Annotated in this window: 13 protein-coding genes; 8 read left to right on the forward strand and 5 right to left on the reverse strand. The window is 59.0% G+C overall.

Annotated features, from left to right (window positions below; genetic code table 11):
* Positions 1–16: 16 nt before the first annotated feature.
* From DD236_RS08480 to DD236_RS08495, 4 genes are read left to right on the forward strand one after another with little or no spacing between them, the layout of a single operon-like run.
* Complete coding sequence (locus DD236_RS08480) at positions 17–883, forward strand: transporter substrate-binding domain-containing protein (RefSeq protein WP_109093937.1); 867 nt, start codon at positions 17–19, stop codon at positions 881–883.
* A complete protein-coding gene (locus tag DD236_RS08485) occupies positions 884–1,531 on the forward strand; it encodes an amino acid ABC transporter permease (RefSeq protein ID WP_109093938.1) in 648 nt (215 codons plus the stop codon).
* Positions 1,524–2,192 carry an amino acid ABC transporter permease gene (locus DD236_RS08490; RefSeq protein ID WP_109093939.1) on the forward strand — a complete coding sequence of 223 codons (669 nt, stop codon included), beginning with the start codon at positions 1,524–1,526 and terminating at the stop codon, positions 2,190–2,192. The genes DD236_RS08485 and DD236_RS08490 overlap by 8 nt, the downstream gene beginning before the upstream one ends.
* On the forward strand, positions 2,192–2,929 hold the full coding sequence (locus DD236_RS08495) for an amino acid ABC transporter ATP-binding protein (protein ID WP_109093940.1): 738 nt from the start codon (positions 2,192–2,194) through the stop codon (positions 2,927–2,929). Before DD236_RS08490 ends, DD236_RS08495 begins: the two co-directional genes overlap by 1 nt.
* Here the strand turns inward: DD236_RS08495 and DD236_RS08500 are convergent.
* Positions 2,926–3,348: a GNAT family N-acetyltransferase gene (locus DD236_RS08500; RefSeq protein WP_165819870.1), complete on the reverse strand. Its 423-nt coding sequence runs from the start codon at positions 3,346–3,348 to the stop codon at positions 2,926–2,928. The genes DD236_RS08495 and DD236_RS08500 overlap by 4 nt on opposite strands.
* Positions 3,349–3,387: 39 nt before the next feature.
* Between DD236_RS08500 and ybaK the strand changes: the two genes are divergently transcribed.
* The 3 genes from ybaK (at position 3,388) to DD236_RS08515 (ending at position 5,274) form a co-directional block, all read left to right on the forward strand.
* Entirely contained in the window at positions 3,388–3,897 is a 510-nt protein-coding gene (gene ybaK / locus DD236_RS08505; protein WP_109093942.1) for a Cys-tRNA(Pro) deacylase, read from the forward strand.
* An 81-nt stretch (positions 3,898–3,978) separates the two neighbouring features.
* On the forward strand, positions 3,979–4,161 hold the full coding sequence (locus DD236_RS08510; RefSeq protein ID WP_109093943.1) for an antitoxin: 183 nt from the start codon (positions 3,979–3,981) through the stop codon (positions 4,159–4,161).
* Between the two features lie 150 nt (positions 4,162–4,311).
* Positions 4,312–5,274 (forward strand): DUF368 domain-containing protein, encoded by a 963-nt coding sequence (locus DD236_RS08515; protein ID WP_109093944.1) that lies wholly within the window; start codon positions 4,312–4,314, stop codon positions 5,272–5,274.
* Here DD236_RS08515 and gluQRS read toward each other — a convergent pair.
* The 3 genes from gluQRS to DD236_RS08530 are packed head-to-tail and all read right to left on the reverse strand — an operon-like array spanning position 5,264 to position 9,602.
* Entirely contained in the window at positions 5,264–6,190 is a 927-nt protein-coding gene (gene gluQRS, locus DD236_RS08520; RefSeq protein WP_207785758.1) for a tRNA glutamyl-Q(34) synthetase GluQRS, read from the reverse strand. The two genes, DD236_RS08515 and gluQRS, sit on opposite strands and share 11 nt — an antisense overlap.
* A complete protein-coding gene (locus DD236_RS08525) occupies positions 6,183–7,493 on the reverse strand; it encodes a C1 family peptidase (protein ID WP_109093945.1) in 1,311 nt (436 codons plus the stop codon). The genes gluQRS and DD236_RS08525 overlap by 8 nt, the downstream gene beginning before the upstream one ends.
* 57 nt (positions 7,494–7,550) lie before the next feature.
* Positions 7,551–9,602 (reverse strand): beta-galactosidase, encoded by a 2,052-nt coding sequence (locus DD236_RS08530; RefSeq protein ID WP_109093946.1) that lies wholly within the window; start codon positions 9,600–9,602, stop codon positions 7,551–7,553.
* Positions 9,603–9,749: 147 nt separating this feature from the next.
* On the opposite strand from DD236_RS08530, the gene DD236_RS08535 reads away from it, so the two are divergent.
* The gene (locus DD236_RS08535; RefSeq protein ID WP_109093947.1) at positions 9,750–10,790 is read left to right on the forward strand and encodes a LacI family DNA-binding transcriptional regulator; all 1,041 of its coding nucleotides are present in this window, start codon (positions 9,750–9,752) and stop codon (positions 10,788–10,790) included.
* On the opposite strand, the gene DD236_RS08540 is transcribed toward DD236_RS08535, so the two are convergent.
* A complete protein-coding gene (locus tag DD236_RS08540) occupies positions 10,762–12,474 on the reverse strand; it encodes an HNH endonuclease signature motif containing protein (RefSeq protein WP_165819871.1) in 1,713 nt (570 codons plus the stop codon). The two genes, DD236_RS08535 and DD236_RS08540, sit on opposite strands and share 29 nt — an antisense overlap.

Raw genomic sequence — 12,474 nt, forward strand, 5'->3', positions numbered from 1 at the left:
ATTCAAAGGAATAACCATGTCATTTTCACGATTTACCAAGATTGGCGCCGGACTCGCGGCCGCAGCGGTCGCGCTTTCGGCATGCGGCGCCGCAGAGGAAGAGGACGCTACCGGATCTGTTTCCGCTTCGGGAGCGACAGGCCGGACAGCCCAAGAAATTCAGGACTCTGGCAAGATCCGCCTCGGAGTATTCTCAGATAAGGCACCCTTCGGTTCCGTAGACTCGAACGGAGACTACGTGGGGTATGACATCGAGTACGGGGAGCAAATCGCCGAAGATCTTGGTGTTGAGCCCGAGTGGGTTCCCGTTGACGCATCCGCACGAGTTGAGTTCCTAGAGTCCGATAAGGTAGACGTCATCCTCGCTAACTTCACCGTGACGGATGAGCGCGCTGAAAAGGTGGACTTCGCGAATCCTTATATGCAGGTCTCGCTCGGCGTGGTGAGCCCCGTGGCGGAAGAGATTACCGACACCGATCAGCTTGCCGATCAAAGCCTGATCATCGTGCGTGGCACAACCGCCGAATCTTACTTGGACGCAAACTACCCCGATGCCGATGTGCAGAAGTACGAACAGTACACCGAGGCGACTAATGCCCTGATCGACGGGCGTGGCGATGCATGGGTCACGGACAACACCGAGGGCCTTGCTTGGGCGCAGAACCACGAGGACTTCACCACGGGCATCACATCACTGGGAGATCCCGATACCATCGCGGCGGCCGTGAAGAAGGGAAACACCGATCTGCTCGAATGGCTGAACAGCGAACTGACCGAACTGCCCGATGATTTCTTCCACGGTCTATACGAGGAAACCCTGCTGCCCGTGTACGGCGATCAGGTGAGCCCCGACGAACTCGTGATTGAGAACGGTCAAGCGTAGTTGGATTTTTCCATCATCGCCGAATACCTCCCGAGGTACTTCGACGCTACCCTCCTCACCCTGCGGATTGCGTTCTTCGGGACGGTCTACGCGCTGATACTGGGCCTAGTGTGCAGCTTGGTCCAGTATCTGCGTGTGCCTGTAGCCCGGCAGATCGTCAACGCCTATGTTGAGCTGTCCCGGAATACTCCACTGCTGGTCCAACTTTTCTTCATCTACTTTGGGCTGCCAAAGCTCGGGATTGTCTGGTCCTCAGAGAATTGCGCAATCATTGGGCTCACCTTCCTTGGCGGGTCCTATATGGCCGAGGCCTTCCGGTCCGGATTCGAATCCGTGGAAAAGATTCAGATGGAATCGGCACGGTCTCTTGGGATGAAGACCTCCACGGCAATTCGCTATGTGTTGCTGCCTCAGGCTCTGGCCGTAGCATTGCCCGGAATCACGGCGAACATCGTGTTCCTCATCAAGGAAACTTCCGTTGTATCCATTATCGCCCTACCGGACCTCATGTTCGTCACCAAGGACATCATCGGGACCGACTACAACACGTGGATTGCCCTGGGGATGCTTGTAGTGTTCTACCTGATCATCCTCCTCCCGATCTCCCTTATCGCCGGCAAGGTTGAGCGGAGGATGCGTCATGTCTGACTGGACAGTTCTGTTCGAAGGCACCAACTTCGCTCGTTTGCTCTATGGCCTATGGATCACGATCCGGATCGCCGGAATCTCACTGGTTCTCAGCATGGTTCTGGGCGTGTTCATGGGCATTGCGATGACGTCCCAGAACCGGGTGCTCCGCTTCCTCATGCGGGTCTATCTAGAGTTCATCCGGATCATGCCCCAACTAGTGCTGTTGTTCATCGTGTATTTTGGGCTGGCCCGCAGCACTGGAATCAATTTGACTGGCGAGATTTCTGCCATCATCGTGTTCACTCTGTGGGGCACGGCGGAGATGGGTGACCTTGTGCGCGGTGCCCTTGCCTCAATCCCGTCCCATCAGTACCAGAGTGCAGCGGCGCTTGGTCTCACGCGGGCCCAGCAGTATCGCTACGTAATCCTGCCGCAGACAATCCGGCGGCTCGCCCCGCTCTCCATTAATCTGGCCACGCGCATGATCAAGACAACCACGCTGGTCGCGCTCATAGGCGTGGTCGAGGCACTCAAGGTTGGCCAACAGATTATCGATGCGAATCGATTTGATTTCCCGGACGCCGCTCTGTGGGTTTATGGCCTCATCTTTATCCTCTATTTCCTCATCTGCTATCCGCTCTCAGTGGCGGCGCGAAAACTCGAAAAGAAGTGGGCTTAATGCTTGATCTCCAAAACATTGTCAAGGTTTACGATCAGGACCGCCTCGTTCTTCGTGGCATCGATCTATCCGTTGACCGTAGCGAGGTTCTGGCCATCATCGGCCCGTCCGGGTGCGGCAAATCTACCCTGCTTCGCTGCATTAACGGACTAGAAGAGATCCAAGACGGAACCATCGCCCTTGATGGGCAGGTTGTGGACGGAAAATCATGGGATAGGGTCCGCCAGCGCGTGGGTATGGTGTTCCAGAGCTACGAGCTGTTCCCCCACCTGACCATCTTGGATAACCTGCTGCTCGCCCCACTCAAGGTCCGCAAGGAGGACAAGGCGGTAGCGGCCAAGCGCGCCACCGAACTGCTCACACGCGTGGGCCTTGCCGATCGCGCGGATTCTTACCCGAGCCAGCTCTCCGGCGGGCAAAAGCAGCGCGTGGCGATCGTCCGCGCGCTCATGATGGAACCTGAAGTCCTCCTACTGGACGAAATCACGGCCTCTCTGGACCCGGAGATGGTCCGCGAGGTTCTCGATGTGGTTGCTGGGCTAGCAAAGTCCGGAATGACGATGTTGATCGTGACGCACGAAATGCAGTTCGCCGAAGCGGTAGCTGATCGCGTGGTGTTCATGGACGACGGCAAGATTATCGAAGAGGGGCGCCCTGCCGAATTCTTCAAGGAGCCCCAGACCGAACGTGCAAAGAGATTCTTGGACATCTTCACGTTCGAGGCCGAGGAGATCTAGCGCACCAGCCGAAGCACCGGCATTCCGGCGAACGTCGCATCTTCTCCATCCGCGCCGAAACCGTGCTTCTCGTAGAAACGTTGTGAGCCACCCGGGCGGGTCCACACATAGGCTGGCGCGTCCCCAATTGCTCGTTGAAGGAGCAGACTCCCGATTCCTTCACCCGTTCGGTCCGGATCCACGTACAGCATCGCTACCTCGAGGGATCGAACCTCGTGAGGCCCCTTCGCCTCGCATTCGCAAAAGCCGACGAGTTCGCCGCCATGCAGCGCAACCCACACCGTTGCCGAGCTATTGCCTGAGAACACCTCGCGGAACTGCTCCCGTGAGATATCCTCGTTGTAGGCAGCCAGCCACGCCCTCCGATGGAGCCCTATCAGTTCATCCACATCAGCAACGTTCGCTTCTCGCAAGATCATGTTCACTCGTCCAGAATACAAGTCACTAGGATGGTCAGCATGGCGAAGAAGAAGCGGCAGCAGCAAGGCACGCACGCGCTTCAGGTGCTTGAGGCGGCGGACGCCGCCTATGAGCTCGTGGAGTACGAACACTCTGAGCATCAAGATCATGGTTACGCGCTGGATACTGCTGAGGTGCTAGGGCGTGATCCAGCAACGATCTTCAAGACGCTCATGGCCCTCGTGGATGGCAAGCCGGTATGCGCGGTGGTCCCGGCAACGGGCATGCTTAACCTCAAGGCCCTTGCGAAGGCTGCGAGCGGCAAACGCGCCGAAATGATGGAACCGGCGAAGGCTGAGAAACAGACCGGATACGTCACCGGCGGAATCTCCCCTCTTGGCCAGCGAACGAAGGTACCAACGTTCATCGATGCCTCCGCCCGCGATCACGAAACCATGCTCGTCTCGGGTGGAAAGCGCACGCTGTCCGTCTCGATCGCCCCAGAAACGCTCGGTTCATTAGTGGACGCAGCCTTCGCTTCTATCGCCGATATCGAACGTCACTTCTAGGCCTTTCCTACTTGCCGAGTGCAGGGTAGATTGGGCTTAGCTGATCAAGAGATCGGCGTTGGACGACGGAAGGAGAGTTCTATGGATTTAGCTAATAAGGCCAAGGACTTCCTGAATAGCGATCAGGCTGAAGAAAAGTCGGATCAGATTCTGGATCAAACTGCCGGGTTCGCCAAGGACAAGCTTGGAAATGACAAGGCAGACCAGGTCGATAAAGTCCGAGATGCTGTAGATCAAAAGATCGGCAACGAGGGCACAAAGTAACTCCTCGTTTCAACCTGTATCAACAGGAATAAATCTTTGGCCGAGCGGGCGCCAACTTTGACGTTGGCGCCCGCTCCCATATCACGTGGGATTGCTCGCTTAAGCACCAAGAAACTAACCGTGATGCATTTCCCCGTTTAGACTCATTCCATGACCGAAACCTACCGCCGCACTTCGATCCCCGGCAACCTCGTCCGAGGAGCCATGATGGGAGCAGTGGAAACCGTCCCTGGAACCTCGGGCGGAACCGTTGCACTTGTGGTGGGAATCTATTACCAGATCATTGATTCGGCTGGATCGGTCATTTCCGCCCTCCGTAGGCTCATCACGGGCCCGGATCGTAAGGAAGGGTTCAAACAGGAGCTCAGCAAGGTGTACTGGAGCGTTGTTATCCCGGTGCTCATCGGAATGGTCGCGGCGCTGTTCACGGTTGCTGGCCCTATGGCGAACCTTATGGAAGCTCATCCGGTCCAGATGCGCTCCATATTCTTCGGAATGGTTCTAGCCTCTGTGTCTGTTCCAGTGCGAATGATGCTTAGGGGGCTTGAAATCCAGCGCCGAAACGCTGCCGCTCTAGGACGCGGCACATCAGATTTCCGGGTGAAACCCCACCACATCGTTTTCGGCATTGTCGCCGCGATCACAGCCTTCATCTTGGTGTCGCTGCCACCCGCAAACGCAGAGGCAAACATCTGGATCGTTGTTCCTGCCGCCGCCATTGCCGTATCCGCTCTAGTGCTACCCGGCCTCTCGGGTTCCTTCCTGCTCCTCACCTTCGGCCTATACGAGTCCACGATGCGCGCCGTCTCCGAGCTGGACCTCGGCTATCTGGCGCCGTTCCTCCTCGGCATCCTAATCGGGATAATCCTTGTGGTGAAGTCCCTTCAGTGGCTCCTGAATAATCATCACACCACCACGCTAGCCGTGCTGACCGGCGTGATGATTGGCGGCCTTCGCTCACTCTGGCCATGGCAGGACGCCGCCCGCAATCTCAGTGCTCCCGGTTCGGATCTCTGGGGATGCATTGGGCTTGCCGCCATTGGCTTTGCGGCCGTGATGGTACTAGTTATCCTCGATGCTAAGCTCGCTGCGCGCGACGAGGCTAGCGTCTAAGTACCGCTCGAGGGCCTGCTTCCAGTTCCTTCGGATCCACGAGCCACGGCTCACTGCCCAGAGATTGCACTGGGGGAAGGTCAGAAGCGCTTCGCACGCCTTCCAACCTCAACGATCGGCCGATAAGCTCCGCCACGTCCCCTGATTCCCATCCGAACTCTGCGAGCGCCCGCATCGTCACCGCACCATCGCGCTTTGCCAGCCGCACGCCTTCAGCGTTGAACACCATCGGCACGTGGTAATACTTCGGGGTTGCCATTCCCATCAACTGCTGCAGATACACCTGCCGCGGCGTTGAGGGCAGCAAATCGTTGCCACGGGTGATTTGGGTGATGGATTCGTCGTCGTCGTCAAAAACGGACACGAAGTTGTAACTGTAAACCCCGTCTCCACGGCGAATCACAAAATCATCGACAGCGCCGGTGTAGATTCCCATTATTTCGTCGACGACGGTAAGCTCCCGCACGTCCGTCTTCACCCGTAATGCGGGTCCACGATTCGTGCCAGCTAGTTTCGCGCGTCCGGCTTCTCGCTCCGCCTCAGTGAGGTTCCGGCAGGTTCCCGGGTACGAGCCGGGTGGGCGGTGTGGGGCCGAGGCTACTTGGGCCAACTCTTTGCGGGTGCAATAGCATTCGTAAAGTAGACCGCGCGCTTGGAGCGATTCGAAGGCGGCATCGTAGGCAGCTTGACGCTCACTCTGGTAAACGAGCGAATCCCAATCGATGCCGAGCGCCGCCAGATCTTCGAGCTGGCGACCGTAAAACTCGGGGCGCACGCGTTCGTCCAAGTCCTCCATGCGCATGACGAAACCGGCCCCGGATCTACGCGCAATAGCCCACGCCAGCATCGCCGTCCGGAGATTCCCGAGGTGGAGATCTCCGGTTGGCGAGGGCGCATATCGGCCGTTACTAGGCAAGCGAACCCATCGGATCCCACGCGGGCAGCACAAGTGGCTCGGTTTCGAGGATTGGGAGGAGTTCCTCCGGTAGGCGATCGCGGCGGATCGCTACCTCGAATACGTGCTGATCGAACCACGAATCGTTCATCGTGAAGAAGCCCTTATCGGCAATCTGATCGCCCCACGAATTCTCCACGCGCCAGCGGCGGGTTGCGCCGTCGAGGATATCCACGCCGGTGAAGACCATAGCGTGGGTCATCTGTGCCTGGCCGTACTGCAGTTCCTCGGCCTTAGTCATCTCTAGGTCAATGCCGTAGGTGCCCTCGTAATCGAAGAGCTTGCCGTCCCAAATGCCTAGGTCGCGGTCACACTGCTTAGAAGTGTCGCAGCCCATCCAAACTGGATCGCCAGCCTCGAGGGTTGACTGCGTGGCCTCGCGAATCACGCTGATCGGGACATTGAGATAGGTGACTGGCCTAGCACCCACCACGTTGCCCAAACGGTCCACAGTGAACAGGTTGTTGTACGGGGAGGTCTCCCGAGGATCATTCACCAGACACACGTAATCCTCAAGAGCAGGCAGATACTTCGCCGCAAACTGGATCGGGGTGAAGGTGCCGGCGCGGTGGAACTCGCGATCCTTACCTTCCCACTGCCACACGAACTCGCGCGGAGGGGTCCCGAGGTGAATGCAGAGGACACGGTAGACCTCACGCATGATGTCTTTCTTCACGGCGGCCGCGTTGGCGGCGGCGCGAACGTCCCGGGCTCCCCGGCGCAGGAGGTTCCCCAGCGTCTGATTCATGAGGGCTGTATTGGAGGACGATTCCGTTTCCGGCATCGCATACTTGGGTACAACGCCATACTTCTCGATTAGGGCCACGAACATGTTCCACTGGCCGCCGTCACTCACCGGATCAGAGAGGAGGTAATGGATGGTGCGATCATCAACGTCGCGATCGGCTAGTTCGATCATCGTACTGAGGAAGTAGTTCGACTTCTCCAGCTTGTCCCAGAAGTGCAGGAAATTCTGCGAGAATTCGAACTTCTCTAGTCCCGTCTCCTCGTACACTGCCGCCTTCAGCGAATTCAGGCCCGCGAACAGCCAGCAGCGCCCCGATTTCTTCTGGTTCGCATTCGGCCACTTATCAACACGCACGGACATCGAAGGATCGATCGACGTAACGATCTCCCGGTCCATCGCCACCTTCTTGATGGACGTCTCCGTTACGGCATTCTGAACGATGCGCGCGGTCTTATCTGCGGCAAACTCGGCGGCGAATTGATCCAGCAATCCACTCGTCAAGGACTGGTCAGTCATTATTTCACTTCTCCTTTTCGGCATGTTCCCAGATCATCGTACGCTGTCCGCTAGCCGTCAGCCCTCAGCCAGCAAGACCCGACACGAGCGCGGGGCTACATGATGGTCGCCCTCAACTATCGCTTCGTGATCGCCGTGGTTGAGGAGGAAGATGTACTGGCCCCGCTCGGTGATATCCACGCCACGCGGAACAGCGGGTGCCACGCCCAAGACTTGATCCAAAACGGCGGCACGACCTGCGGAATCCAACCGGGTCGCGACGTACCAAGCCTCACCAGCGCCAGAACCTCGCCGCACGGTAACAACGGGCAAACCAGCAAGATCATCGGCTGCAAACTCTGCGATAACCTCAACACCGGCATCAGGATCAACGGCAAGAACCTCGCCCCAATCGGCGCCCTTTCCGGAGAAGCTCGCACCGTCCACCGCACGCAACACCACATCATTACTCGCTGCGGGGGTATGGATAGAGGAGGAGATGTGATCGACATCGTGGTCCAAATCCTCCCCAAACCCCAAAACGGTGGGCTCCACGGACACGGGGTAAAGCCCTTGTACGCGGACACCGAGTAGGCTGGCGAGATTGCCGAGGTACCCGCCCTCGATCGCGTGGCCATCCGGGCCCACATACCCCGTCTGGTATGTGACAATAACGCTCGCCCTACCGGCAACAGCCTCGAGCAACCGCGCCACTGCCGCCGGGGTCAGCCTAAACAGCGCAGGAACAATAATCACGCGATAGCTGGTCAAATCCGACTCGGGATGAGCGAAATCCACAACCTGGTGGCGCTCGAAGAGGCTGGCGTGCCACGCACGCAATTCGTTCTCTGGCACCCGCTCATCCACCGGACCACACGCGTATTGCTGATTCCACGCGCTCTCCCAGTCCCACAAAAGTACAACGTCCGCCTGCGCAGCCCCTTCTTCGGGTGGCTCAATCGCCGACAATGCCTCGCCCAGTTGGGTAACCTCCCGCCAAGTCCGGGTTTCCGTGCCGCCGTGAGGCACCATGGCGCCGTGGAAGGTCTCGGCTCCCGCAAGCGACTGCCGCCACTGGAAGTTCATGATGCCGTTGGCCCCGCGCGCAACGGCCTGCATGCTCCACAAACCGTATTGCCCTGGGCGCTTGACGGGGTTGCGCCTCCGCCACTGGACGGCGGACGGAGTCTGCTCCATCTGGATGAATGGCCGGCCGCCGCCAAAGGAACGCATGAGGTCACAATGCAACGCATACTCTCGCGCGGCCCTCGGATTTGCGGGATCGGGGTAACTGTCATTGCTAATGACGTCCATATGCTCGGCCCAACGCCAGTAATCTAGCGAGTCCCAGAGATCCATGAAATTCGTGGTAATGGGAATGTCCGGGTTGGCGGTGCGGAGGGCCTCCTTCTCGATGAGGAAAAGGTCGAGGATGTTCTCTGACCAAAAAATACGCCAATCAACCTGCTGATGCTGATTGGGAATCGTGGGCGTGACAACCGGCGGAAGAACCTGATCCCAAGAAGTCATCCGCTGGGACCAAAAAGCGGTTCCCCACGCCTGATTCAGTGCGTCGAGCGAGCCGTAGCGCTCCCCCAGCCACGCCCGGAAACGCTCCACAGATTCGTGATCGAAACTCTCATCAATGTGGCACCCGTACTCATTGCTCACGTGCCACATCTTCAGTCCGGGATGATCACCGAAGGCTGCAGCCATCGCCTTCACCAGCGCAGCCACCTTATCCCGGAACAACTGGCTGCTGGGATTGTATTGCTGGCGCGATCCCCAAGAGAGATGCTCACCATGAACATTGATGGGCAGCGTCTCAGGATAGAGCGAACCCAGCCACGGCGGCGGCGAAGCGGTCCCCGTGGCGAGATCAACACCAATCCCGGCCTCATACATCTTGTCCATGACATCGCGAAGCCACCCAAACTCATAGCGCCCAGGCTCCGGTTCCAACAGCGCCCACGAAAAGACGCCTACGGTCACGAGATTCACTCCAGCAGCCTTCATCAACTCGATATCGCGCTCAACAGTCCCCTCAGGCCACTGCTCGGGATTATAATCTGCGCCGTAAAAGATGGAATCGGCCTTAAGTGGCACGGGACTTTGCGGCGAACTCTTCATGAGGTTCCCTCCTTTGGGATCACCATCTAAACATTCTGTACACGTTTACATACAGGCTAGATCCAATCCTACACACACGGTTTATCGAGGGGCAATGGTTCCTGAGTACTATGGGAACAGCAGGCTTATATCAACAACGAAGGCACCATGGACAATCAACTATCCGTCGGGCGCCCAACGATTCTGGATGTTGCACGGGTAGCTGGCGTTTCGCACGCGACGGTGTCGCGTTACCTAAACAAGCGCGCGTATGTGTCCGAACAAGCGGCTACCGCGATCGATCAGGCAATCCGCGAGGTTAACTATGTGCCCAGCAGAACCGCACGCTCGCTAGTGAACCGCCAAACCCGCGCGGTGGCATTCGTTGTGCGCGAGAGCCCTACCCTGTTCTTTACCGATCCTAACTTGAGCAAGATGGCCATCGGCGCCAACGCGGCACTCTCTGCCCAAAACTACCAAATGCTCTTCATGATTATTGACAGTGAGCAATCGGCTGCGCGAATAACGGAACTGATCGGCGGCGGCTTTGTGGACGGGGTGATTCTGGTTGCCATGTCCCTCAATGACCCCGCGGCTCAGGCAATTGCCAACACACCAACACCTGCGGTTACGGCCAGCGTCCCCCTCCCCGATTCGCTTGTACCCCATGTAGACACGGACAATGCAGGTGGGATCGAAACGCTCACTCGCCTTCTCCATGAAAGTGGGTTCCACACAATCGCTCACCTCGGCGGCCCAGAACACGAACCAGCCGCGATTCTCCGGCATGCCGGTTACAAGAAGGCCCTAGGCCCCGCCTATGATCCAGCGCTTGTGGACTTCGCCAATCAGTGGGAGCTCGAAGCAGGCCGTGCCTCCATGCGTCGCCTCCTTGCCGCCGGGCCAGAGATCGACGCAGTCATTGCCTCCTCCGATCTGCTGGCCACGGGTGCACTGGACGTTCTAGCCGAGCAAGGCCGGCGCGTCCCCGAGGACGTCTCGGTATCCGGATTCGACGATTCCGACTGGGCCCTACGTGCCCACCCCCCGCTCACCACGGTGCACCAGGACTCCTACCGAATCGGCGAAGAACTTGCGGAGGTCGTCCTCCGGCAAATCGACGGCGAAGACCTTCAAGGCTTCGGCCGCATCATCCCAAACGAGGTTGTCTGGCGCGAATCTAGCGGTCCGCGCTCCGATGCTTCGTGACTCCAATCAGCGTCCCATCTGGCTTCGTGAACGCGAACCCGCCGAGGTGATGAGTGATCGTGATCTGGGCACGATGGATCGCTCCGTGGTGTGCACGGCAAAAGAGCACGGCATTATCAATAATTGTGGGCCCCGCCCTCTCATACTCCTGCGCATGATGAATCTCCGCATACTCGGCTCCACGCTCACACCCCGGATACCGGCAATGCCGATCTCTCGCAATCACCGCTTTCGCCTGCCGCGCGCTGAAGAGCCTCTGCTTTCGAGAGACGTCCAGTGGCTCGCCATACGCTCCCATCACTACTCGGGTAACGGCGGAATCGCACAACGTCTGCGCTAGCTCCGAAGGCGGCAACGCACTCCCGTCGGGTAAAGTCGCTGGCCCACATCCTTCGAGGAGAGTTACATCTATACCCGCCCGAATCCGCGCGAGCACTCCGCCAAGATCTGCTTCAAGCTGCTCGCGCTCATCGAGACAGGCACCGCGGCGCCCGAGCCCCGCACCCGAAGTCGGGCAGCCAGCGCCCGTCTCGCCCGAATCAGCCGCACCGGCGGGATCCCGCCCGTGCCGCGACCCGGCCCGACTCGCCTCGGGAAGCTCAGCACACCCCTTCGCGATCGCCTTTTCGGTCTGAACCAGCGTCCCAAGCGGCACATGAACCAGGATCTCGTGCCGCGGCCCCGCGTGACCGGCAGTTCCACCAGAGCCACTCAAAGCTGCCGACGCTAGCTGCACCAGCGCCTCAGCATTTCGCTGGGGCGGTGTGCGGCGGTCATCCTTCTTGGGCACCCCCACAATCTCGTTCAACGTATGCTTGAGCAGCGTGCCGTCAGACGCAGTGAGCCAACCCGAGAGCCGATACCCGCCCCGATCCGGACTGACATAGAACTTCTCGGACTCAATTTCCCGCGCTGCTTCCTTCTCGGCTTGCTCCGGCCGATGGGTCACACGCCACGCCAAGACCGTCTTGCGGAATCTTTCGACAGGCTCATTCCATGCAGCCTCGACGAACATCGCTTCATCCGCCTTCGCCTGCTTGGTCAAGTCCCTCCCAATCAGCGACGTCAACGCCTCAAGATAGGACCGCGACAGCCCCTTCTTCATTGCCGCACCAAACAGCGGAAAAGCCACGGCCGCCCTAGCCTGTGACATCTCACGGCCCGTCTGCGCCTGAGACTGCTGACCCGAAGAGGTCAGCACATCCCGCAGGTTCTTCTCCTCGCCCGGCAGCGGCAACGGCCGCCCATTGCCCTCTGGTAGCTGATCGAACTGGCCCTGCTGGATAGCCTGCAATTCCTCTATATGCCCAATCGCGGAAAGCTTGGCACCATCCAAAAAGCGCGTCGCGCGCTTCATCGCAGTCAACACCTCGATCGCATCCGGCAGCCCAAGCTCCGACACGCTCATGCTCTGGCAAAGCCGCGCCATGCGATCAAGCACGGCGACCAATTCGTCTTTCGCGTTCCCTCCGGCTCCGCCAGTAGATCGCGCAGCATACTCATTTTTGGCTGGTGCGCCCCCAGCCGCGCGAGCACCCGGACCCGCCGCAGCCCCGACGGCCGTACTACCAGCCGAAGGTGCCGCCGTAGGACCGCTAGCTCGCGAGCTCCCCAACGGCCGCCCAGCTCGCGGCCCAGCAGAAGCCTCGGCCTCGATACCAACAACATCGAACAGCGTAGTCAT

The organism is Ancrocorticia populi, assembly GCF_003123745.1.
Lineage (GTDB): Bacteria > Actinomycetota > Actinomycetes > Actinomycetales > Actinomycetaceae > Ancrocorticia > Ancrocorticia populi.

Bases quoted from the DNA above. Each gene is read 5' to 3' on its own strand.
- DD236_RS08515 (WP_109093944.1), top strand. From the start codon at position 4,312: ATGACCGAAACCTACCGCCGCACTTCGATCCCCGGCAACCTCGTCCGA.
- DD236_RS08525 (WP_109093945.1), bottom strand. From the start codon at position 7,493: ATGACTGACCAGTCCTTGACGAGTGGATTGCTGGATCAATTCGCCGCC.
- DD236_RS08540 (WP_165819871.1), bottom strand. From the start codon at position 12,474: ATGACTACGCTGTTCGATGTTGTTGGTATCGAGGCCGAGGCTTCTGCT.
- DD236_RS08480 (WP_109093937.1), top strand. From the start codon at position 17: ATGTCATTTTCACGATTTACCAAGATTGGCGCCGGACTCGCGGCCGCA.
- DD236_RS08535 (WP_109093947.1), top strand. From the start codon at position 9,750: ATGGACAATCAACTATCCGTCGGGCGCCCAACGATTCTGGATGTTGCA.
- DD236_RS08490 (WP_109093939.1), top strand. From the start codon at position 1,524: ATGTCTGACTGGACAGTTCTGTTCGAAGGCACCAACTTCGCTCGTTTG.
- ybaK (WP_109093942.1), top strand. From the start codon at position 3,388: ATGGCGAAGAAGAAGCGGCAGCAGCAAGGCACGCACGCGCTTCAGGTG.
- DD236_RS08510 (WP_109093943.1), top strand. From the start codon at position 3,979: ATGGATTTAGCTAATAAGGCCAAGGACTTCCTGAATAGCGATCAGGCT.
- DD236_RS08530 (WP_109093946.1), bottom strand. From the start codon at position 9,602: ATGAAGAGTTCGCCGCAAAGTCCCGTGCCACTTAAGGCCGATTCCATC.
- DD236_RS08495 (WP_109093940.1), top strand. From the start codon at position 2,192: ATGCTTGATCTCCAAAACATTGTCAAGGTTTACGATCAGGACCGCCTC.
- DD236_RS08500 (WP_165819870.1), bottom strand. From the start codon at position 3,348: ATGATCTTGCGAGAAGCGAACGTTGCTGATGTGGATGAACTGATAGGG.